We start from the raw sequence: 21,512 nt of genomic DNA, 5'->3' as shown, positions 1-21,512 counted from the left end.
CCCTCTGAGGCGTCCGTTCCGCGAATGCGTCCGCCGCGCGGTACCGGCACGGGCGGCGCGGGCGACGCGGGCGGGACCGGATAGCGTCGGACCGGCCGGTGCGGTCCGGCGGCGAGGAGGCGGGCATGACCGGGGCGTTGCGGCTGGGCGGACGGACGTTCGGCCCCGGTGAGCTGGTGGTGATGGCTATCGTCAACCGCACGCCCGACTCGTTCTTCGACCGGGGCGCCACCTTCGCCCAGGACAGCGCGCTGCGCGCGGTGGAACGCGCGGTGGACGAGGGCGCCGAGATCATCGACATCGGCGGGGTGAAGGCCGGGCCGGGCGACGAGGTGGACGTGGCCGAGGAGATCCGGCGGACGGTGGACACCATCGCCGCGGTCCGGTCCGCCTTCCCGGACGTGGTCGTCTCCATCGACACCTGGCGTGCCGAGGTGGCGGTGGAGGCGGTAGTGGCCGGCGCGGACCTGCTGAACGACACCTGGTCGGGGGCGGACCCGGCGCTGGCCCGGGTCGCCGCGGCGACCGGCGCCGGCCTGGTCTGCTCGCACGCGGGCGGGCTCGCCCCGCGTACCCGGCCGCACCGGGCCGCCTTCGACGACGTGGTGGCCGACGTGCTCGGCACGGTGACCGGCCTGGCCGAACGCGCGGTCGGGCTGGGTGTGCGCCGGGACGGCATCCTGATCGACCCGGCGCACGACTTCGGCAAGAACACCCGGCACTCGCTGGAGATCACCAGGCGGCTGTCGGAGCTGACCGACACGGGCTGGCCGCTGCTGGTGGCGCTGTCGAACAAGGACTTCATCGGCGAGACGCTCGACCTGCCGGTGCCCGAGCGGCTGGAGGGGACGCTCGCCGCCACGGCGGTCTCGGCCTGGCTCGGCGCCCGGGTGTTCCGTGCCCACCAGGTCCGCGAGACCCGCCGGGTGCTGGACATGGTGGCGTCGATCCGGGGCGACCGGCCGCCGGCGGCGACCCGGCGCGGGCTGGCCTAGCGGGCCGGGCCCGGTGCCGGGCCGCTGGTCAGGTCCAGCGCAGGACGCCGCGCCGCCACGCGTAGAGGATGCCGAGCGCGACGATCGCCACGAAGACGCCCATCTCCACGACCGTGGTGGCGCCGAATCCGGGCCGGTCGAAGACCAGCGCCCAGGGGAACAGGAAGACCGCCTCGACCGCGAAGAGCACGTAGAGATACGCGTAGACGTAGTACCTGATCTGCATCTGCGCCCAGTCGCCGCCGACCGGGTCGATGCCGCACTCGTACGTGGCCCGCTTGCCCCACGGCTCGGCCGGCCGGCTCGGACGTAACACCCGGTTCGCCGAGAACGCCGTCACGAAGAAGAGCACGGCGGCGAGCAGCAGCAGACCGAGCGTGGCGTACGAGCCGAGGTATCCGGTCACGACCGGAGCGTACCGGTCTCGTCCAGATGTCCCGGACACGTTACGAATTTGTTTCCTGGCAGGACTAGTGCCTGATGGCAAGTATCACCGAATAATGGGATCCCGTTGATCGTCCGGAGGACAGATGCCCCGCCCCAGCGTTGCGCCCGATCGGCGGGCCGCGTTCCGCCGTACCCTCGCGGTGCTGGCGCCCGTGCTCGTCGCGGCGATGGTGGCGGTGGTGCCCGCCGGGGCGGTCGCGCACCCGGGCCCGGCGGCCGTGCTCCGGGCGATCGAGCCGGTGGAGCCGGGCGGCGACCCCGGCGGCGAGCCGTCCGGTCCGGCGCCCAGCGGCGACCCGGCGCCCACGGCGACGGCCCCGCCGCCGACCGAGGCGCCGCCGCCACCGACCACGCCCCCGGCGCCGGCCCCCACCTCGCCGGCCGCGCCGCCGGCCAGCGCGCCCGCCGATCCGGCGCCGACCACCGCCGCGCCGGCCACCACGGCGCCCGCGCCGCCGCCCGTCGTGCCGCCGGTCAAGCCACCACCGCCCCCGCCGGCGCAGCCGGCCGGCGGCCCTCTGGGGGTACGCGTGAACACCGGCGACGTGGTGCTGCCGCCGGCCTACTGGAACGCCGACGCCACGGTGGCCGCGCTACGGGTGACGGTGACGAACACCGGTGGGCGGGCGGAGCGGATCAGCCTGGGCTACACGCTGCCGCCCGGGCTGTCCGACGCGGGCACCCCCGGTTGCGAGCCGGCCGGTGGCGGCAACCACCGCTGCGCCGGGTGGGACGCGGAGCCGGGCGCCCGGTTCAGCGCCACCATCCGGGTCCGGGTCGACGGCGACGCCTGGCGGACCATGCCGCTGGCCGGGTCGGTCCAGGTCACCGCCGTCGCACCCGGGGTCAGCGGCGCGGCGTACGACGACGAGGGCTTCGCCGTGCTGTTCCCGCCCGGGCCGCCGGTACCCGGCATCTCGCTCCGCGCCGACGAGGTGCTGTTCGACATCAGCGGCGCTCCCGCGACGCTCACCGTCCGGCTCGGTAACACCGGCCGGGTCGACGCGGCCGGCCGGATCGACGTTCTCCTGCCCGCCGGGGTGACAGTCGCCGGCAGCGAGCCCGGCTGTGCCCCGGTCTCGGCCGACCGGACCCGCTGCGATCTGGGCGTGCTGGCGGCGGGGCGGACCGGCGGCGTACGGCTGACGCTCGCCGCCTCGGCGGAGGCCCAGCGGCTGGCACCGCTGTCCGGCGCGGTGATCGGCCGGCTGGACCCGCGCAGCGGGCGGGACCGGCAGGTGCAGATGAGCTTCCGGATCAGCGCCGCCGCGGCGGACGCCACGCCGCCGGTCGCCGCGCCGGCCCCGACCGGTTCGCAGGGCGTGCTCGTCGCCGCCGGCGAACGCGACGGTGACGGCACCTCGGTCCGGGGGGCCGCCATCGCGTTGATCGCCGTGTCCGGTCTCCTCGTCGTGCTCGCGCTGGCTCTGGCGACCCGCTCGCTGCGCCGCCGCAGCGACATCACCGCGCCGGAGCGGCCGGTCGCCGACAGGTGATCATGGATATGTGGTGATCTGGGTTACGGGCCCAGGTACTAAACGCTGCAAAGCAGGGCATACAGCAGCCCGATCCAGTCCCATACGTCGGACCTCGACCAAGGTGGCCCTAACGTGGCGACGTAGGCTCTGACGTGAGAATCGGAGCGGGCCGGACCGGCGAGGGTGACGGCGCTCAGTTAAGCGAGGTGCGGGTGTGACCAAGCAGATCCGTCAACTGGACCGGGTGGTCATCCGGTTCGCCGGTGACTCCGGCGACGGCATGCAGCTCACCGGCGACCGGTTCACCTCGGAGACGGCGCAGTTGGGCAACGACATCTCCACGTTGCCGAACTTCCCCGCCGAGATCCGCGCTCCCGCCGGCACCCTGCCCGGCGTGTCGAGCTTCCAGGTGCACTTCGCCGACTACGACATCCTGACCCCGGGTGACGCGCCGAACGTGCTGGTGGCGATGAACCCGGCGGCGCTGAAGGCCAACCTGGCGGACCTGCCGCGCGGGGCGGACATCATCGTCAACACCGACGAGTTCACCCGGCGCAACCTGGCCAAGGTCGGCTACGCGACGAGTCCGCTCGACGACGACTCGCTCGCCGGATACGCGGTGCACCCGGTGGCGCTCACCTCGATGACCGTGGGCGCGCTGGCCGAGCACGACGTGTCCAAGAAGGACGCCGAGCGGGCAAAGAACATGTTCGCGCTCGGGCTGCTGAGCTGGATGTACTCCCGCCCGTACGAGTCGACCCTGCGGTTCCTGGAGCGCAAGTTCGCGGCCCGCCCCGAGCTGGTGGCGGCGAACGTGGCCGCGTTCCGGGCCGGCTGGAACTTCGGCGAGACGACCGAGGACTTCTCCGTCCGGTACGAGGTCAAGCCCGCCAGGATGCTGCCGGGCACCTACCGGAACATCACCGGCAACGCGGCGCTGTCGCTGGGTCTGGTGGCCGCCGGGGTGCGCTCCGGGCTGCCGGTGTTCCTCGGCGCGTACCCGATCACGCCGGCCTCGGACATCCTGCACGAGCTGAGCAAGCACAAGAGGTTCGGCGTGGTCACCATGCAGGCCGAGGACGAGATCGCCGCGGTCGGGGCGGCGCTCGGCGCGTCGTACGGCGGCTCGCTCGGCGTGACCACCACGAGCGGTCCGGGCGTGGCGCTCAAGAGCGAGACGATCTCCCTGGCGGTGGCCCTGGAGCTGCCCCTGGTCATCGTCGACGTGCAGCGGGCCGGGCCGTCCACCGGCATGCCCACCAAGACCGAGCAGGCCGACCTGAACATGGCCCTGTACGGCCGGCACGGCGAGGCGCCGGTCGCGGTGATCGCGCCGAAGTCCCCGTCGGACTGCTTCCACGCGGCGCTGGAGGCGGCCCGGATCGCGCTGACCTACCGCACCCCGGTGATCCTGCTCTCCGACAACTACGTCGCGAACGGCTCCGAGCCGTGGCTGCTGCCGGACGTGGAGTCGCTGCCCGACCTGCGGGTCGAGTTCGCCACCGAGCCCAACGGCGAGGACGGCACGACCTTCCTGCCGTACCTGCGGGATCCGCAGACGCTGGCCCGCCCGTGGGCGGTGCCCGGCACGGCCGGCCTGGAGCACCGGATCGGCGGCCTGGAGAAGGCCGACAAGACCGGCGACATCTCGTACGACCCGGCCAACCACGACTTCATGGTGCGGACCCGGGCGGCCCGCATCGAGACCATCCCGGTGCCGGACGTCGAGGTGGAGGACCCGGACGGCGACGCCCGGGTGCTGGTGCTGGGCTGGGGCTCGACGTACGGCCCGATCGGCGCCGCCTGCCGTGGCCTGCGCCAGCGCGGGCTCTCGGTGGCCCAGGCCCACCTGCGGCACCTGGCCCCGATGCCGGCGAACCTCGGCGAGGTGCTGAGCCGCTACGACAGGGTGGTCGTGCCGGAGATGAACCTCGGCCAGCTCGCCCACGTGATCCGGGCGAAGTACCTGGTCGACGCGATCGGCTACAACCAGGTCCGCGGCCTGCCGTTCACCGCCGCCGAGCTGGAGACGATGCTGGAAGAGGTCCTGAAGAATGTCTGAGCCCGTCGCCCTGAAGCTCACCGCCAAGGACTTCAAGTCCGACCAGGAGGTGCGCTGGTGCCCCGGTTGCGGCGACTACGCCATCCTGGCCGCCGTGCAGGGCTTCATGCCGGAGCTGAACATCCCCCGGGAGAACATCGTCTTCGTCTCGGGCATCGGCTGCTCGTCGCGTTTCCCGTACTACATGAACACGTACGGCATGCACTCGATCCACGGCCGCGCCCCGGCGATCGCCACCGGCCTGTCGGTGTCCCGGCCGGACCTGTCGGTCTGGGTGGTCACCGGTGACGGCGACGCGCTCTCCATCGGCGGCAACCACCTGATCCACGCGCTGCGCCGCAACGTGAACCTGAAGATCCTGCTGTTCAACAACCGGATCTACGGGCTCACGAAGGGCCAGTACTCGCCGACCTCCGAGGTCGGCAAGATCACCAAGTCGACGCCGGTCGGGTCGGCGGACGCCCCGTTCAACCCGCTGTCGCTGGCACTCGGCGCGGAGGCCACGTTCGTGGCCCGGACGATCGACTCGGACCGCAAGCACCTCCAGTCGGTGCTGCGGGCCGCCGCCCAGCACGAGGGTTCGGCGTTCGTGGAGATCTACCAGAACTGCAACATCTTCAACGACGGCGCGTTCGACCCACTGAAGGAGCCGGCCACCCGGGACGACTTCCTGATCCGGCTGGAGCACGGGCAGCCGATCACGTTCGGCAAGGACGGGCAGTTCTGCGTGGTGCACCCGCCGGGTGGCTTCGGGCTGGAGGTGCGGGAGACCGCGAACACCCCGGCCGAGGAGATCGTCGTGCACGATGCCACGGTGGCCGACCCGGCGTACGCGTTCGCGCTGTCCCGGCTGCCCGGCCTGGACCTGAGCAACACCCCGATCGGAGTGTTCCGCTCGGTGGGCCGCCCCTCCTACGACAGCACCGTGCAGGAGCAGGTCGCGGCCGCCAGGGCTAGCGTCGACCAGACCCCGGAGCAGCAGCTCGCCGCCCTGCTCGGCAGCGGCGACACCTGGACGATCCTCTGATCCGCCGCTGACCCGTCACGCGAGAGGGCGGGCCGTTCCCCCGCGGAACGGCCCGCCCTTCGCGTGTGGCGCAGCCTGGTCAGGCGGCCGCCGAGGCGGGCACCCACAGCTCGTCGACGGCCCGCTCGGCAGCGGCGAGGCTCTGCTCGAACAGCGGGATCAGCTCGGCCATCGCCGGGTTGACCGGGGCCAGGGTCAGCTCGGCGCAGATGAACCGCGGCTCCAGCCCGGTCAGGGAGAGGCCGTGCGGCAGCCACGGCTCGGCGTGGTCCCAGCCCTCCCGCGGGGTGCCCGCGCCGTACCCGCCGCCGCGGCTGACCAGGACGACGAACTGGCGGTCGCCGAGCAGCCCGGCGTTCGTCACCGGGTCGTACGCGATGCCGGGGGCGATCAGGTGGTCGACCCAGGACTTCACGCTGCTGGGCGGCCCGTAGTTGTAGAGCGGCAGCCCGAGCAGGACCGTGTCGGCCTGCTTCACCTCGGCCACCACCTCCTGGGTCCGCCGCCAGGACGCCGCCTGCTCGGGGGTGTGCTGATCCGGCGGCACCATGCGCGCGAGACCGCTCGCCGTGTCCAGGTGTGGCAGCGGGTTCTGGCCCAGGTCGCGGTAGGTGACGGTGCCGTCCGGGTGGGCGGCGCGCCAGGCGGCGGCGGCACGGGCGGTGAGCCGTCGGCTGATCGACCGCTCCCCCGTGATGCTGGAGTCGATGTGCAGCAGGTGAGCCATTTCTTTCTCCTCCATCGATCGTTTGTGTAGAACAAACTATTTATAGCAGGTCGATGTTTCCCGGGGCGCGTAAACTGGGTCACATGTCCGCCGCACCGGTCGAGGAGTCCGAGCGCCGCTCCGGGCCCCTGCTCGACCATCTGGCCCGGCGGATGCGGCTGCGCTCCGAGTCGGTGCTGACCCCGCTGGGCCTGCGCCCACGCCACCTGGTGGCGCTCACAGTGCTGCGCGACTCCGGCGGCATCAGCCAGCAGGCGCTCGCCGGCACGCTTCAGATCGACAGCACGAACGTGGTCGGGCTGCTGAACGACCTGGAGGCGGACGGCCTGGCCGAGCGCCGCCGCTCCCCGGAGGACCGCCGACGGCACGAGGTACGCCTCACCGAGGCGGGCACCAGGCGGCTCCGCGAGGCCGAGTGCGCGCTCGCCGGAGCCGAGGAGGAGGTCCTCGGCGCGCTGGCTCCCGGCGAGCGGGACCTGCTCTACGACCTGCTACGACGGGCCACCCAGGGCCGGTCGTCGACGTGCGGCGAAGTGCTCGCGGAGGGCGGCCCGGGCACCTGCTGAACGTCGCGCTCAGCGGGGCGCGGTCAGAGCGCGGTGGTGGCCTGCGGCCGGTCGTCCCGGACGTGGACGAGCATGTCGCCGGTCTCGATCACCGCGCCCGCACGGTCGTTGAGCGTGACCACCTTGCCCCGGCGGACCAGCGCGATGACGAGCGACTCCAGCTCACGGGGTGAGCGGCCCACCTCGTCACGCTCGGCCGACCGCATGGCCAGCGCCATGCCCTGACCCGGGGTGAGCAGGTCCTCCACCACGTCGATCAGGGGCGGGGCCGAGGTGGACAGGCCGAGCAGCCGGCCCGCGGTGGCCGACGAGACGATCACGTGGTGGGCGCCGCTCTGCTTGAGCAGCGGCGCGTTCTCCGCCTCGCGTACCGCCGCGATGATCCGGACCTGGCCGGCGGTGAGCTGCCGGACCGTGAGCGCCACCAGCACCGACGCGTCGTCGCTGTCGGTCGCGATGATGACCGACTTCGCGGTACGCACGTGCGCCTGCTCCAGCACCGACGACCGGGTAGCCGAACCCTCGATCGTCACCAGCCCGTTGGAGGTGGCCTGCCGCAGTGCGGGCCCGCTCCGCTCGACCACCACGATCTTGGACTTGTCCGTGCCGTTCTCCAGCAGGGCGGAGACCGCGCTGCGGCCCTTGGTGCCGTAGCCGCAGATGATGACGTGGTCCTTCACGGTTCTCCTCCACCGCGACAGGCGACGCCCGGTGCGGTACTGCTCGGTCAGGACTTCCAGGGTGGTGCCGACCAGGATGATCAGGAACAGCACCCGGGCGGGGGTGATGAACAGGACGTTGGCCAGGCGGGCGGACGGGCTGACCGGGGTGATGTCGCCGTACCCGGTGGTGGAGAGCGAGACCACCACGTAGTAGAAGCAGTCGAGCAGGGTCAGGCCGCTCTCGTCGACGTCGCGGTAGCCGTCGCGGTCGAGCCACACCACGAACACCGTGGCGAAGACCAGGCCGAGGGCGGCGAGCAGGCGCAGACTCAGCGCGCTCAGCGGCCCCCGCCGCTGCGCGGGAAAATGGATCACCGTCGGTCCCGCTCCGCCACCGTCGCCTGCACGCCCTCAAGATAGCGGGTACGCCCCGAGCCGGCTGGTCGGGCAGGGGCCGGTCCGTCGCCGCGAGCGGTAAGGATTTCGTCACATCCATCGGCGCCGTCACGGGTGAGACTGATGACCGACCGGTCGTCCCGCGTTGATCCACACCTGCCCGGTCGGTACACGGGGGCTGACCGGGCAGGTGCCGGGGGCGTGGACGGGGCATGATGGGGACGTCCGGACGGCGACCGCGAGGAGGCCGGCATGTCGTTGCTGCGACGCGTGATCGGCGGGGTGCTGCGGCGCATCCGCCTGCGCCAGGGCCGCACGCTGCGCGAGGTGGCCCAGGCCGCCGGCGTCTCCCTGCCCTATCTGTCCGAGGTCGAACGCGGGCGCAAGGAGGCCTCCTCCGAGGTGCTGGCCGCGATCTGCCGCGCGCTCGGGATCCACCTCGCCGACCTGCTCGAAGAGGCCCGCGACGAGCTGCGCCGGGAGCGGCCGACGCCGGTCGGCCCCGGGATCTCGGCGGCCCGGTTCGACCGGGTGCCGGCCGCGCGCACCGGGCCACAGCTGCGGGTCGGCCCGCCGCGGCTGTCCGTCACGCGCCGCCCGGTCGTGTCGCCCCGGCCGCCCGTGTCCCGCCGGCCCGCCGTCTCGCTCCGGCCGCACGTCGCCCGCCGGCCGGTCACCGCCACGCCGCTGCTGGGCGGCGCGCTGCGGCCCGTCGGGCTCGGGCCGGCGCCGCTCGGTCCGGCGTTCGACGCCGCCACGCCGATCGGGTTCTCCGGCGGCATCCGGATCTGGCCGGCTCCCTCCGCCCCGGCCGTCCGCCCCCGTCCGCGTATCTCATCGGCGGTGGCCCGGCGACGGGCCCGCGCCGGCCGGCGGCGGCCGGTCGCCGCGTAGCTTCTGCCCAGGGCGAATCTGCCCGGGGCAGAAAGCCTGGGCCGCGCGGGTGCGTCCGGCGGACGCTGGAGACCGCCGGTTCCCGGGCGGTCCCCCGCCCACCGGCGGCACGGAGGTGGGCGGCGATGGGTGGCATCTGGATGCTCGACGAGGGACAGCCGGCGTTCGGTGACCGGGTCTTCGAGCGGCTGCTGAAGGAACGGATCATCTTCCTCGGCACCGAGGTCACCGACGCGTCGGCCAACCAGATCTGCGCGCAGATCCTGCTCCTCGCGGCCGAGGACGCGGAGCGCGACATCTTCCTCTACATCAACTCGCCGGGCGGCTCGGTCAGCGCCGGCATGGCCGTCTACGACACCATGCGGTACGTCAAGAACGACGTGGCGACGCTGGCGCTCGGCATGGCCGGGTCGATGGGGCAGTTCCTGCTCTGCGCCGGGGCGGCCGGCAAGCGGTTCGCGCTGCCGCACTCGCGGATCATGATGCACCAGCCGTCCGGCGGAATGGGCGGCACCGCCGCGGACATCACCATCCAGGCCGAGAACATGCTGCACGTCAAGCGCACCATGCAGGAGCTGATCGCCCAGCACAGCGGGCGCACGCTGGAGGAAATCCAGCGCGACTGGGACCGCGACCGCTGGTTTACCGCCGAGCAGGCCCGCGAGTACGGCCTCGTCGACCAGGTGCTCACCCGCGTCGACCAGCTCGCCGGGTGAGCCGGGACGGCCCGGCCGATGATCCGGCCGGGCCGTCCCGACGCCGGTCAGGGGTAGCTGACCACCGGGCTGGTGCCGTACGAGCCGACGACGGGAGTGCCGGCCTCGTTGATCGTGCGCTCGATGCCGCCGCTGCCGTCCAGGAACACGGTGATCGCGTCGTGGAACCGCACGCCCGCCCGGCGCGGCGCCTCGATCGCCCGGTCGCAGCGGATGTCCACGCCCTGGTTGAAGTACGAGTACACGCCGAGTCCCCACGCCTCGTGCGTGCGGACGTGGTCGGCCACCTTGTACGAGGCCCAGCCGTTGCCGGTCGGGCTGCGCCAGGCCGCCTGGCTCGGCGGGTCGTAGGGCAGCTCGCTCTGGTAGAACACGGTCCGGCCGCGCTCACCGTTCCAGATCGTCTGCCAGCGCTGGTAGTGCTCGACGAACAGCCCGTACGCGGTCACGTCGTCGCCGTTGACGATCACGCCGGTGGCGGCGGTGTTCACCGTCCAGCCGATCGTGCCCGCCCGGCCGTGGTCGCCGCGCCAGGCCCAGATGTTGTCGATGAGCGTGTGCCGGCTGTGCACCACCAGGCTGGTAGCCGCCCGCCCGGCGTACGGGCCGCCGATGCGGAAGAAGACGTCCTGGAGCGAGATCGGGTTCGTGGCGTGGGACCGGTGGCAGTGCCGCGTGCCGACCTCGACCAGCACCGGTGACTCGACCGGCCCGGCGTCCACGAGCACCCCGGCGACGCGGACCCCGTCCACGTCCTCGATCCGCAGCGCCGCGTCCCCCCGGTCCGGCACCAGGCTCGGCATGCCGAGGCCGAGCACGACGGTGTCCGGGCGGCGTACCCGCAGCGCCCGGTCGAGGTGGTAGACGCCGGGGGTGAGCAGCAGGTGCCGGCCGCGAGCGAGTTCCGCGTTGATCCGCTTCGCCGAGTCGGTGGGCCGGGCCAGGAAGAACGCGGACAGCGGCAGCGACGGCACCGGAGCGCCACCGGCGGCCCAGGTGGTGCCGGCGGTGTTCCGGCGCAGGCGCGGTACGGCGACCCGCCAGGCGCCCCGGGCGTCGACGAACAGGTACGGCTTCTCCCGGGTCACCGGGCTGCTCGGCAGCGTGGTGTACGGCGGGTCGGGGAAGCCCTGCGCGGGCGCGCCGATCACGCCGGAGAAGACCTGGTTCCACACGCCGTTGGTCCACTCGCCGCCGAGTTCGCTGTCGCGGGTGAGCCACTGCTGCTGTGAGCCGTTGATCGTGATGCCGTCCACCTTGGAGTCGGCGATGTAGCCGCCGCTGGAGTAGCCGCCGTTGCCGGGTTCCAGCCACAGCACGCCCTTGACGTGCACCCGGCGCATCGGTGACGCCTGCGAGACGGCCCATTGGTTCGACCAGTCGGTCGGGGTGACGGCGAGGTTCTCCGCCGAACGCCAGAAGTTGGTGAGCGCGGAGATGCCGGCGGGCGAGTTCGGGTCCGGCTGGCCGACCACCCGGACCGCGCCGTGGATCTCCACGTCGTCCGGGTGGGTACCGAGACCGGCGACAGTCGTGTAGTAGCCGAGCCGGGCGTCCACCTCGTAGCGGCCGGGCTTGAACAGCACGGCGTACCTGTCGAAGCCCATCTCGTTGCGCTCCTGGGCGGTGAAGAGCCGGTCCAGCGTGGACTGGATCTCCTCGACCGGCGTGTCCTGGTCGTACACGAAGACGTTCGGTCCGAAGTCGGGCTCGCGGGCCGGGCGCGCGGCCGGGGACGCGGCTGCGGCGCCGGCCGGGAGGCCGAGGGCGGTGAGCGAGGCCGCGGAGGCGGTGAGGGTGAGGAAACGGCGGCGGGAGGGGTCGGGTGATCGCATCTGCCTGCCTGTTCGGTGATGGGACGGGAGAGCGCTCTCTCGCTGTTCCTACCCCATCGCCGTCGATACCGCCAGGGCCCGCCGGTTCCGAAACCGGCGGGCCCTGCTGCGGTCCGTGCTCAGGCGCGCTCGGCGCGCCGCTTCACCAGGTCGTCGACGAGCTTCTCGACGTAGTCGGCGGTCTCCTCCCAGCGGGTGACCGCCGCACAGCGGATGCCCATCGCCTTGACCGGGTAGTCGTTGCCACCCACATCCAGGCGGTCACCCACGAAGAGCACGTTGTCGATCTTCAGATCCAGGTGCTCCAGCAGCTTGCGCATGCCGTACGCCTTGTCCACGCCCTTGCGGGTGACGTCGATCGAGGTCGAGCCACCGCCGCGCACCTCCAGGTCGGGCAGCTTCGCCGCGACCGCGTCGCGCAGCCGCCGCTTCTTGTCGCCGTCCGGATCCCAGCCGTACTTCTCGGCCGGCGGGGCGGACTGCCCCAGCGCGGAGAACGTGATCTGGCTGCCCCGGTCCTCGATGATGTCGCCCCAGGTCTTCGTCTCCCACAGGCCCAGCGCCTGCGCCGACTCGGTGAGCGCGGCGACGACGCGGGCCTTGTCGGCCTCGGTGAGGTCCTCGGCGTAGACCTGCCGCCAGTCCCCGTCGGACCACCGGTAGTAGCGGGTGCCGCAGGTCGGCATCAGGTGCAGCCGGCGGCGCTGCTCCTCGGTGAGTTCGAGGTGGGCGAGCACCTGCGACTGGAACTGCTCGAACCGGCCACCGGAGATGACCAGTACGTCCACCTCGGTGAGCAGGTGGCCGAGCAACTCCGCCATCCGACGATCGATCTGGGACTTGGAAATCGCCAGGGTGTCGTCGAGATCGAACGCCACCACTCGAAGATCGTTCACGAATACCTCATGTCGTCGCGGACAGGCCAGGACATGCCAGGGTACCGACGGGTCCTGGCACCGGCCTGAGGACCCGGCAGGCGGCACGCCCTCTTGACGGAGAGTAACGCGGCAGGCCTCCGGGCGGGCCCCGCTTCCCGCTCCCGACGTTCGACGCTCCCCCGTTGACGGGATCGTCGAACATCGATAGCGTTCGGCCGATAATTACTTTCATCGATGGAGGTGCGCCGGTGAGATTCCTTCGAATGCGCGGATGCCTCGTTGCCCTCGCCGCGACCGCCCTGACGGCCACCACAGCGGGCGTGGTTCCCGCCACCGCCGCGCCCGCCGGCGACATGTCCACGCTGGCGAGCTCGTCCACCTTCCCGCTGGCCGACCCGGACACCTTGCTGGCGAAGGACGGCTCCTACGTCACCTACGGCACCACAGTCGGCGCCGGGACCGGCGCGCGCTGCGGCGCGACCGGCAGGCTGTACGTACCGGTCCTCGTCCACGGCTCCGGCAACAGCGTCGGCATGGCCGACTGCGCCTCCCACGACGCCCTGCCGTCCGGTCCCGGCGCCTGGGCCGAACCCGGCGGCGCGGTCTGGGCCCCCGGCGTCGCACGCTTCGACGGCCGGTTCTTCATGTTCTACACCGCCTCCCGCAAGGGCTCCGGGCAGAAGTGCATCGGACGGGCCGTCTCCGACAGTGCCCGCGGCCCGTTCCAGAACCAGGGCGAGTGGGCCTGCCCGGACGCCGGCCGGTGGGCACTGGACGCCAACCCGTTCGTGGCTGGCGGGAACCTGTACGTCACCTACCGGGACGACGCCATCGCCTCCGGCGCCGAGACCGGCATCTCCACGGTCCGCACCGACGGTGAGGGCCGCGCCATCTGGGACACCCGCCGGGACATGCTCAAGAGCACCGACATCACCTGGGACACCGCCAAGACCAGCGGCGGTACGCACGTGGTCGAGAACCCGTCGATGTGGAAGGCCGCCGACGGCGACTGGTACCTGATGTACTCGGGCAACAACTGGGACAGCGCGCGCTACTCCACCGGCATCGCCCGCTGCGGCGCCACTCCGCTACCCGGCTCCCGCTGCACCCCGATCCGCGAGGGCGTGTCCCGCCCGTTCTTCGGCTTCACCGGCGCCGCCGGCCTCAACCCGATCCGCGACCTGCCCGGCAACCACCAGGGCCCCGGCGGAATGGACGTCTTCGCCGCCGCCGACGGCAGCGAGCGCGTGGTGTGGCACTGGTGGAACGGCACCACCCGCTTCCCGATGACAGGCGTCCTGACCCGCCCCTCCACCGGCTTCCTCGTCTCGTAGCCGGCCGTCCACGTAGCAGCCGACCAGTAAGGAGTCGCATGGAACGCGTCAGCAGACGACAGGCACTCGGCCTCGCGGGCGGCGTCGCGCTCGCCGGCGCCCTGGGGTTCCCCGCACCCGCCGGGGCGGCGACCGCCTGGCGGAACCTGGGCGTCGTCACCGCCAACATCGGCCGGGCGAACCTCGACAAGCGCAAGGCCGCGATCACGGCGGTCCGCAACGCCCTCGACATGACCGGCCCCGAGGACCGTCCGCTCGTCGGCTGGCAGGAGATCGGCGGGGGTGACGGTGACACGAAGGAGAAGGGCTGGATCAACGAGCTGTTCGGCGAGCGCTACCGCAACGTGCACCTCGACGACGGCGGGCACTACGTCCCGATCTCCGTGCCCAAGGCGTACGACGTGCTCGACAAGCACGTCACACCCGTACACGAGGGTCTGGCGGGCGTCTCGGTGAACCGCGTCATCTCCGAGGTCCTGCTGGCCGCCAACGACGACGCGGCGCTTCAGTTCGCGTTCCTCAACACGCACTTCGTGGCCGGCGCGTTTAACGGCCAGGAAGATCCGCACGAGGAGTGGCGCAGGACCAAGTGGGCGCACCACTTCGACGTCCTCCGGGAACGGATCTCCAGTTGGCAGGCCCGTGGCTACCCGGTGATCTGGACCGGTGACACCAACCGCAACCCGATGCCGAAGCTGTTCCCCGCGAAGGAGACCCGCGCCTTCGACGCCGGCATCGACCAGATCGGCTGGCTCCAGGGGTCGAACGGAGTCCAGATCCAGTTGCGCAACCGCAAGACGGTGCCCATGCACGTCGACGGCCACGACGCCCGCGTGGCGGTGCTCCAGCTCCGCCGGGCCTGACAGCACGCCTGCTCACCATGCGCTCTGGCCCAGTCACGCTCGGTTGAACTGCTTCACGGAAAATTGCATTTGGCAAGAGCTGGCACCGGAATTTTCTCGATGCGATGCATCTGCTTGTCAGGTACCCGACAGTGAAATGCCGACTCTTGTGCTAGCCGTCCGCCGGGAGCATGCTCGAACCGTCGAACGGCACAGCGTCGCCTCACACAGAGGGCGGCGCCCGGCTGCCACCGGACGCCGCATTCGACTCCACCGCTGCAACGGAAGGAGTCACGTTGACTGTAATCCCTCACGGGTCAGACTTCGAGACACCAGAGGACGAGGACGAAGCCGTTGCCGAACTGACAGGCCGGCACCGCATCATCCTGGCGTACATCAAGACGCTCAGTCCGATCATCGCCGCCGTCGTCGCCTGCATCGGGACGCTGGTGGCAGCGCTGGTCCGCTGACCCGCCGGCCCCGCGCTCCGGCTCCGGCCGGACGCGGGGCCGTCCCGTTCCCCAAGGATCTGGCACACTGCGGCGATGCCGACCTTCGATCGCCTCTTCGCCGAACACGTCGGCACCGGGCTGGCCCGTCAGTTGGCGCTGGCAGATCTCCTCGGCGAACGCGACTGGCAGCTCGACGTGCCCGACGGCACCGTGACGTTCGGGAACGACCTGCGATACCGCGTCCAGCTCCTCGGCACCGAAAGTCACGACGACGGCACCTGGCTGTGGGCCTGGGCGAACGAGGCCAGCAACCTCCCACCGGCGCTGCTGCACCTGGCCGGCTGGCTCCGCGAGTACGGGCACCGCCAGCAGGTCGCCGAACTCACCGAACCCACGTTCCCGCTCCGGCGCGCCGACGGACACCGGCTCGCCCTGCTGGCGTCCGGCCTGACCGGCCGCTGCTACTACCGCGGGCCGTACGACGGCGGCGCGGTCTTCTTCCACCTCGACGACGCCCCGCCGCAGATCACCGCGCCGGTCCGGCCGGAGCGGGTGCCGACCGTCCTGGCCCAGGTCCTCCAGTCCTTCCCGGTGGAACACCGCGTCACCGTCGAGGCGTTCCTGCACCAGCAGGGATGGCGCCTGGACCGGGCACCGATGTCGGTGACGGCACAGAGTCAGGACGGCTCCGTCCTGCGCGTCGACTTCGACGCGATGGGGCGTGTCAGCAACATGTCGGGGACGGTCAGCCCGTAGGCGAATCTGGTGCCCCGGCAGGATTCGAACCTGCCGCACGCGGTTCAACACGTGTGGACACGGCCGAGAGCGGCACGGCGGTTACCTCGCTGGACCCGCGCGGCTCCCACCTCCAGGAGCTGACCGCCGTCGACCCTCGGGTCCCGTCCCATCGGGCCCGTCGTCGGGGCGATGCCATCCCCGAGCTTCACCTCGACCCTCGCTACAGGCCCGTCTGACTTGTCCCCGTCGAGACCCAGAGCACGAACACGATCGTCACGACCACCCCGGCGACTGCGACCAGACCGGTCACCAGGGCCGCACGAGGCGAGTGGCGCCGACGCAGCTCGAAAGCCGCGGTGACAGTGAACAGCAACGCGAACATCTCGAACGCGGCGAGCCAGAGGAGTCCGATGAAGCTCAGCAGGCCCTCGACCATGTCGCGGCCGGAAAAGATCAGCCAACCGCCGTATGCCGCGCCTCCCCAACACAACGTCGCCAGGATCGCCAACACGTACACCGCTCGATAGGAAACGGGGGCAGAACGGCCACCCTCCGGCATCGGGAGGTGCGTCCCGGCGGGACCACCGGGCTGACTCGACGGTCGAGGCGGATGAGAGGGGGGCATACACGGACGCTAGCCGCGCAGGTGTGCCACGGGAATCGGTCGACAGGCCCGCAGCGGCCTCGGCACGGAAACGGTGCGAGTCACGACAGGTGGAACCGTGGCGCGCCAATGCCGCGGTCGCGCCAGCTGCGAAAATCGCTGTCCCGCTATCGGAACACACTGGTAGAAAGCCGGGATGCAAAAGACTTTGACGTTCGCTGATCATCTGCGGCTGATCGACGAACGGTCGACCGCCTTCCGTGCCGCGGTCGCTGCGGCGCCCAGCCTCGACGTGCCGGTGCCGACCTGTCCGGAGTGGACGCTGTTCGATCTCGTGCAGCACCTGGGCATGGGCCGTCGCAGGTCGGCCGCCATCGTCGCCGCCGGGCCAGCCGACGCTCCCCCGGAGAAGTCCGCTTGGGACGACGGCGCGGGTGCGCCTCGGGAACGCGAGGCTCTGCTGGCCTGGTGGACCGAGTCCGTCGAGCGACTGACGAGCGCGCTGCGTGAGGCCGGCCCGGACCGCGGTTGTTGGACGTTCTGGGGTGACTCGCAGTCACCGGAAACCTCCGGCGCATGGGCTCGGCGCCAGGTGCCCGAGATCGCGGTGCACACCTACGATGCCCAGCTCACCGTGGGGAACCCGGCACCGCTACCGGAGGAGGTCGCCCTTGAGGGTTTCGACGACTGCCAGTTCACCCTCTGCTCGACGGATGTCGCCTGGCCGCACGACCCCGCGGTCGTCGATTACCACGCCACCGAGGGCCGCTCTTGGCGCCTTCGGCTGTCCCGCGAGGGCGCACGGGCCGCCCGTCTCGGCACGTCGGCTGCCAGCGAGGACCCGGACACGGCCGACGTCTCCGCCCGGGGCACGGCCAGTGACCTGGTCTTGTTCTTTTACGGCCGCGTACCGCTGGATTCTCCGAAGCTGGAGCTGGACGGCGACCGTCGCATCTTCGACCAGCTCATCGCCTGGGACCCGTCGGTGTAGCGACGATCCCATTCATCCTGAGGCTGGGCTGGTCTGGACGTGATGTAGGACGAGGATGGCCTGGACGATCGCGGGGTCAACCTCGTCTTGACGCGGGACGGGTAGGAGCACGGCGCCGGGCAACCGACGAGTCCGTGGTGAGGATGCGGCGCGAGCGTCACGGGCAGGCCCCCGCTGCCGGCAACCGAGGTAGCCGACAGGGCCGGATACAGGCGGCGTTTCGGCGGTGTATCGAGGTGCCCCCGGCAGGATTCGAACCTGCGACACACGGTTTAGGAAACCGATGCTCTATCCCCTGAGCTACGAGGGCGCGAGTGCCCAGTCTAGCGGCCTGCCGGTTCACCCGGGGTGGCAGGGAGTGGCCCACGTTCACCCACGTCGTCGCCCTGGTCAGGGCCGACCGATGACCACACCCCGAGCACACGGACCCCGGCAGCGACCCGGCCCGTTGACCCGCCGTGGCATCCGGTGGCACCGGTTGCCCCACGGTGGCATCCGCTCTCGAGCACACACCGCGCACATCATCGAAGGTCCGGAGTCGGGTCTCGGGTCGCCCGCCGATAGACGTTGCTCGGCGCGGACAAGGACGTCGGCGCCGGGGTTGTTGAGGCGCTGGCCGGTTCTGGCGGAGATCGGTTACGGTAACGTCGCTTTGCGTCAATGCAGCCGTCGTGTCCGTACGGGGTTGTGAAGGGACGGGCGTCATGATCGATCCGCAGCGGGTAGACGATGCGAAGCGGGCACTGGGTGCAAGGCTTGCCGCCTGGCGCAACGTGCGTGGGCTGACCCAGTTGGCATTGGCGAGGCGGGTGCCGGTTTCCCGGACCACGATCGCGGGCGTCGAGCGCGGGCAGCAATGCCCGGACCGGATCTTCTGGCAGCGCTGTGAAGCGGCCCTAGCCGCTGGTGGAGAGTTGCTGGCCGACTACGACGACTATCGGCGCCTGAAGCAGCAGCTTGATCAGGAGAAAGTCGAAGCGGCACAACGCATGCGGTGGGGCGAAGTCGAGGACCGCTCACTACCGGCTGGCACTCACGGTGTCCCGGTGACGGATCCGGCACGGGAGTCGTTGCGCGACCTCGCCGCCACGGATCTGACGGCCGGTGGTCCGAACGGCCTGACGGCACCACTCGCGCGGGTCGCCGGTGCCGCGGTGGCAGGTGAGACGGACTTTCACGATGGTGACGCGGTTACGCTTGCGGTCATGTCCGATGGGCAGGCGATGTCATTGCGGGTAAGCCGGAGGGCTCTGCTGGAACTGGCCGCTGGCCTCACCGCCGTGCCGGTTGTCACCACCACAGGCGTTTCTCACCCACGGTCCGTCGACCCTGCCGTTGTCGATCACTTCGCGGAGCTTCGCGCGCTCCTCGTACAAGCGGACGACCTGCTGGGTGGCCTCACCATCCTGTCGACCGTCGAACAGCAGATCGCGCTGATCGCCGCCCTGCGTCGGCAGACACGTGGACAGCTTCGTAACCGGCTTCTCAGCACCGAGGCACGGTGGAGCGAGTTCGCGGGTTGGCTCAGCGACGATCTCGGCGACCGGGCCGCGGGCGACCGCTGGCTGGACCGCGCGGGAAGCATGGCGCAGGAAGCCGACGATCAGGAGTTCTGGGCGTACGTCCTGACCGCGCTGGTACCCCACCGAGTTCGTCACCACCGCGACGTCGCGCAGCGCCGCCAGGTCCTGCTCGGCGCGCCCGGTGTGCTCGGCGACGAACGTCCCGTCAGGGCGGGTCACCACCTGATGCGCCTCGCCCCACCGAACCGATGCGCGGGCGCCGAACTCGACCGGAGCCACCCCGGCGAAGGTGCCGAACGGTGTCGCCCGGGTGGTCCACCTCAGCAGGTACCGGACCGTCGAGTCGACCATGCGCCCGAACCGGCGGTCGGTGGTCGGCGCACTGGCCACGGTCCGGGTGATCTGTTCGGCCAACTGGGGTGTGGCAGCGGCGACGGCGGTGGCGAATCCCGGCAGCGCCCACACTGCGGCCAGCCACTGCCGCCACTGCTCGGGCTGATCCGTCGTCAGGTCGGGCCACGCGGGCAGGGTCAGACCGCTGGGGTAGGCGGCAACTCTGATCAGCGCCGCACCGGCCGTGGGGAACATGAACGCACCCTCGAAGACGGGGGCCCGGCGCTGGAGACGCCGGGCCCGGGGTGGATCGTCAGGGACGGTTACTTGCTGCCGCCGGAACAGGCGTTCGAGCCCGTGTTGCCCGAGCCGCAGCCGTCGTCGGTGCTGGTGGCGTACCCGCTGGCAGCGGGGCCGGCGTCCACCAGGGTGATGTCCAGGTCGAACTCCTCGAGTTCCATGGTCTCCACTCGCGTGTTCCTTCCTATGCGGAGGTGAAGGTGAGGACGAGGCGACTGTGTCGCTTGTCCAGCACCGTCCCGGCCGGCAGGGCGCCGTCGGGAGTACCTGCGGGTAGGACGTGCAGCACCGGAGAGGGCTCGCCAGCGTCCACCCACGCGCGCATGTGCCCGGCCATCCGTCCCGCCGCCGCGGCGGCGTCGGGCCCGTGAGCGCAGGCGCCGAGGTCGAACGTGTCGTCGGTCCAGCGCAGCGTCGACCGGTAGGAGAACGTCCCCTCGTGCAGGGCGGCGGGCGTACCGAACCGCCAGGCAGGGGCGACGATGCCGGCGTCGACGGCCTCCTGCTGCGCCGAGAGCACCACGAACTGGTCGACCTCATCGGCGAGGCGGGCCGCCAGCCACAGGTCCAGGTCGGCCAGGACGCTACGAGGCGGCAGGCCCACCCCTGCCCATGCCTGCTCCTGCGGCTGCGACAGCAGCCCACCGACCGATTCCGGGTCGACCTGCTGGCCCTCATCCAGCCGCAGGTGGACACCGGCGGCGATGTCGACATACCGCATCTCGTGGGCTCCGGTGCCCCGCATCGCCACGAACCCGCAGAGGCGCTGGCTGTGGCTGACCAGCCGGTCACCGACCCGGCGCAGCGCCCACGACCGGGTCATCCCGAACGTCCGTAGCGGCACCACCAGCACGCCGTCCTCGGCGAGCTGCGCGATCCACGCCGCGGGGATGTCCCACGCCCCGGCCGTCACGATGATCAGGTCGTAGCAGCGCCCCAGGTCGATCGGCTGCTCCGCGTCCGCGCACACCACGCTGACATCGCCGTAACCTGCCACCGCCAGACACGCCACCGCCCGCTCGGTCACCTCCGGGTCGATGTCCACGGTCGTGACCGAACCCGACGGCCCGACCAGCTCGCGCAGCAGCGACGCGTTGTAGCCGCCCGATCCGATCTCCAGCACGTGCCGGCCGTGCAGGCCACCGGTGAGGGCGTCAGCCGCCTGCCCGAGCATCTCCGCGATCAGCCACGGCGCGGACACCGAACTGACGGTCTCATCACCGAGCCGCTTGGTGACGACCGCGGTGTCGCTGCGGTACGCCTCCTCCATCGGGACACCCGGCGTGTACAGCTCGCGGGGAACCACCCGCAGTGCCGCCTCGACCTCGGGCCGCATCGTCAGCCCCTTGGCCGCATGGTCAGCGACCAGCTGGTCGACCATCGCGTCACGGAGGTCGTCGCTGCTCATCGTGTCGACGCTCATGTGCGCGTCACTCTCCTGTTCGTCAGGACCGCCGCCGTTGCGGACGGCCCGCACTTTCCGTTATCCGCCAAGGACGAACACGGCCTCAGACGCCCGAGGACTGTTCCCCTGCTGGGCAGGACGCAGGCCGAACTCACCGGGTGCCCAACCGGCAAGGCGACGCAAGGCGGCCCGGGTTCGATCAAGCCGCAGTCAACGTGAGGTCCGAGCCGTCCCGGCCACCAGCGGTCCCGGATTCCTCGGCAGCGGCGAGAAACTGCGGTACAGGGTCACACGGATCAACTCCCCT

Annotated in this window: 21 protein-coding genes, 1 tRNA gene and 1 pseudogene; 13 read left to right on the top strand and 10 right to left on the bottom strand. The window is 71.4% G+C overall.

What is annotated here, in order from left to right; translation table 11 throughout:
• Positions 1 to 125: 125 nt before the first annotated feature.
• A complete protein-coding gene (gene folP / locus ACGFIA_RS14510; protein ID WP_357471831.1) occupies positions 126 to 995 on the top strand; it encodes a dihydropteroate synthase in 870 nt (289 codons plus the stop codon).
• A 28-nt stretch (positions 996 to 1,023) separates the two neighbouring features.
• On the opposite strand, the gene ACGFIA_RS14505 is transcribed toward folP, so the two are convergent.
• Positions 1,024 to 1,401, bottom strand: a complete 378-nt coding sequence (locus ACGFIA_RS14505; protein WP_030501070.1) for an NADH-quinone oxidoreductase subunit A — start codon at positions 1,399 to 1,401, stop codon at positions 1,024 to 1,026.
• Positions 1,402 to 1,525: 124 nt separating this feature from the next.
• On the opposite strand from ACGFIA_RS14505, the gene ACGFIA_RS14500 reads away from it, so the two are divergent.
• The 3 genes from ACGFIA_RS14500 (at position 1,526) to ACGFIA_RS14490 (ending at position 6,009) form a co-directional block, all read left to right on the top strand.
• On the top strand, positions 1,526 to 2,938 hold the full coding sequence (locus tag ACGFIA_RS14500; protein ID WP_393260247.1) for a hypothetical protein: 1,413 nt from the start codon (positions 1,526 to 1,528) through the stop codon (positions 2,936 to 2,938).
• A 196-nt stretch (positions 2,939 to 3,134) separates the two neighbouring features.
• Positions 3,135 to 4,982 carry a 2-oxoacid:acceptor oxidoreductase subunit alpha gene (locus tag ACGFIA_RS14495; RefSeq protein WP_357381243.1) on the top strand — a complete coding sequence of 616 codons (1,848 nt, stop codon included), beginning with the start codon at positions 3,135 to 3,137 and terminating at the stop codon, positions 4,980 to 4,982.
• The gene (locus ACGFIA_RS14490; protein ID WP_357381241.1) at positions 4,975 to 6,009 is read left to right on the top strand and encodes a 2-oxoacid:ferredoxin oxidoreductase subunit beta; all 1,035 of its coding nucleotides are present in this window, start codon (positions 4,975 to 4,977) and stop codon (positions 6,007 to 6,009) included. The genes ACGFIA_RS14495 and ACGFIA_RS14490 overlap by 8 nt, the downstream gene beginning before the upstream one ends.
• 79 nt (positions 6,010 to 6,088) lie before the next feature.
• Here ACGFIA_RS14490 and ACGFIA_RS14485 read toward each other — a convergent pair whose 3' ends face one another.
• Complete coding sequence (locus ACGFIA_RS14485; RefSeq protein ID WP_357471825.1) at positions 6,089 to 6,736, bottom strand: NAD(P)H-dependent oxidoreductase; 648 nt, start codon at positions 6,734 to 6,736, stop codon at positions 6,089 to 6,091.
• A gap of 83 nt (positions 6,737 to 6,819) precedes the next feature.
• Between ACGFIA_RS14485 and ACGFIA_RS14480 the strand changes: the two genes are divergently transcribed.
• Positions 6,820 to 7,302, top strand: a complete 483-nt coding sequence (locus ACGFIA_RS14480) for a MarR family winged helix-turn-helix transcriptional regulator (protein WP_357381237.1) — start codon at positions 6,820 to 6,822, stop codon at positions 7,300 to 7,302.
• A gap of 23 nt (positions 7,303 to 7,325) precedes the next feature.
• Here the strand turns inward: ACGFIA_RS14480 and ACGFIA_RS14475 are convergent, their stop codons facing one another.
• The gene (locus ACGFIA_RS14475) at positions 7,326 to 8,339 is read right to left on the bottom strand and encodes a potassium channel family protein (protein ID WP_357381235.1); all 1,014 of its coding nucleotides are present in this window, start codon (positions 8,337 to 8,339) and stop codon (positions 7,326 to 7,328) included.
• Between the two features lie 273 nt (positions 8,340 to 8,612).
• Between ACGFIA_RS14475 and ACGFIA_RS14470 the strand changes: the two genes are divergently transcribed.
• Positions 8,613 to 9,254 (top strand): helix-turn-helix transcriptional regulator, encoded by a 642-nt coding sequence (locus tag ACGFIA_RS14470; protein WP_357381233.1) that lies wholly within the window; start codon positions 8,613 to 8,615, stop codon positions 9,252 to 9,254.
• Positions 9,255 to 9,379: 125 nt separating this feature from the next.
• Positions 9,380 to 9,970: an ATP-dependent Clp protease proteolytic subunit gene (locus ACGFIA_RS14465; protein WP_357381231.1), complete on the top strand. Its 591-nt coding sequence runs from the start codon at positions 9,380 to 9,382 to the stop codon at positions 9,968 to 9,970.
• 47 nt (positions 9,971 to 10,017) lie between these two features.
• On the opposite strand, the gene ACGFIA_RS14460 is transcribed toward ACGFIA_RS14465, so the two are convergent.
• Positions 10,018 to 11,805: an adenylyl cyclase gene (locus ACGFIA_RS14460; RefSeq protein ID WP_357381229.1), complete on the bottom strand. Its 1,788-nt coding sequence runs from the start codon at positions 11,803 to 11,805 to the stop codon at positions 10,018 to 10,020.
• Between the two features lie 119 nt (positions 11,806 to 11,924).
• A complete protein-coding gene (locus tag ACGFIA_RS14455; protein WP_357381227.1) occupies positions 11,925 to 12,701 on the bottom strand; it encodes an HAD-IIB family hydrolase in 777 nt (258 codons plus the stop codon).
• Positions 12,702 to 12,931: 230 nt separating this feature from the next.
• Between ACGFIA_RS14455 and ACGFIA_RS14450 the strand changes: the two genes are divergently transcribed.
• The 4 genes from ACGFIA_RS14450 to ACGFIA_RS14435 all read left to right on the top strand — a co-directional run bounded on the left by ACGFIA_RS14450 (position 12,932) and on the right by ACGFIA_RS14435 (position 16,067).
• Positions 12,932 to 14,017: a family 43 glycosylhydrolase gene (locus ACGFIA_RS14450; RefSeq protein WP_357381225.1), complete on the top strand. Its 1,086-nt coding sequence runs from the start codon at positions 12,932 to 12,934 to the stop codon at positions 14,015 to 14,017.
• Between the two features lie 38 nt (positions 14,018 to 14,055).
• The gene (locus ACGFIA_RS14445) at positions 14,056 to 14,880 is read left to right on the top strand and encodes a hypothetical protein (RefSeq protein WP_357381223.1); all 825 of its coding nucleotides are present in this window, start codon (positions 14,056 to 14,058) and stop codon (positions 14,878 to 14,880) included.
• A 275-nt stretch (positions 14,881 to 15,155) separates the two neighbouring features.
• Positions 15,156 to 15,329, top strand: a complete 174-nt coding sequence (locus ACGFIA_RS14440; RefSeq protein WP_357381221.1) for a hypothetical protein — start codon at positions 15,156 to 15,158, stop codon at positions 15,327 to 15,329.
• 75 nt (positions 15,330 to 15,404) lie between these two features.
• Positions 15,405 to 16,067: a DUF6882 domain-containing protein gene (locus ACGFIA_RS14435; protein ID WP_357471819.1), complete on the top strand. Its 663-nt coding sequence runs from the start codon at positions 15,405 to 15,407 to the stop codon at positions 16,065 to 16,067.
• 202 nt (positions 16,068 to 16,269) lie between these two features.
• On the opposite strand, the gene ACGFIA_RS14430 is transcribed toward ACGFIA_RS14435, so the two are convergent.
• Positions 16,270 to 16,566, bottom strand: a complete 297-nt coding sequence (locus tag ACGFIA_RS14430) for a hypothetical protein (RefSeq protein ID WP_357381217.1) — start codon at positions 16,564 to 16,566, stop codon at positions 16,270 to 16,272.
• Between the two features lie 295 nt (positions 16,567 to 16,861).
• Between ACGFIA_RS14430 and ACGFIA_RS14425 the strand changes: the two genes are divergently transcribed.
• Entirely contained in the window at positions 16,862 to 17,644 is a 783-nt protein-coding gene (locus tag ACGFIA_RS14425) for a maleylpyruvate isomerase N-terminal domain-containing protein (protein ID WP_393260239.1), read from the top strand.
• 237 nt (positions 17,645 to 17,881) lie between these two features.
• Here the strand turns inward: ACGFIA_RS14425 and ACGFIA_RS14420 are convergent.
• A tRNA-Arg gene (locus tag ACGFIA_RS14420) sits at positions 17,882 to 17,954 on the bottom strand.
• Between the two features lie 394 nt (positions 17,955 to 18,348).
• Here ACGFIA_RS14420 and ACGFIA_RS14415 point away from each other — a divergent pair.
• Positions 18,349 to 18,555 (top strand): annotated as a pseudogene (locus ACGFIA_RS14415) (helix-turn-helix transcriptional regulator); the annotation flags it as partial.
• 315 nt (positions 18,556 to 18,870) lie between these two features.
• On the opposite strand, the gene ACGFIA_RS14410 reads toward ACGFIA_RS14415, so the two are convergent.
• The 3 genes from ACGFIA_RS14410 to fxlM form a co-directional block, all read right to left on the bottom strand.
• Positions 18,871 to 19,755: a lantibiotic dehydratase gene (locus ACGFIA_RS14410; protein WP_393260236.1), complete on the bottom strand. Its 885-nt coding sequence runs from the start codon at positions 19,753 to 19,755 to the stop codon at positions 18,871 to 18,873.
• Positions 19,756 to 19,823: 68 nt separating this feature from the next.
• Positions 19,824 to 19,961 (bottom strand): FxLD family lanthipeptide, encoded by a 138-nt coding sequence (locus ACGFIA_RS14405; RefSeq protein WP_082159628.1) that lies wholly within the window; start codon positions 19,959 to 19,961, stop codon positions 19,824 to 19,826.
• Positions 19,962 to 19,984: 23 nt separating this feature from the next.
• Complete coding sequence (fxlM, locus tag ACGFIA_RS14400) at positions 19,985 to 21,223, bottom strand: methyltransferase, FxLD system (protein ID WP_043330488.1); 1,239 nt, start codon at positions 21,221 to 21,223, stop codon at positions 19,985 to 19,987.
• Between the last annotated feature and the right edge of the window lie 289 nt (positions 21,224 to 21,512).

It is taken from the genome of Micromonospora sp. NPDC049203 (assembly GCF_043197215.1).
In the GTDB taxonomy this organism is placed as follows: Bacteria; Actinomycetota; Actinomycetes; order Mycobacteriales; family Micromonosporaceae; genus Micromonospora.
This window is presented reverse-complemented; position numbering and strand designations above follow the sequence as displayed.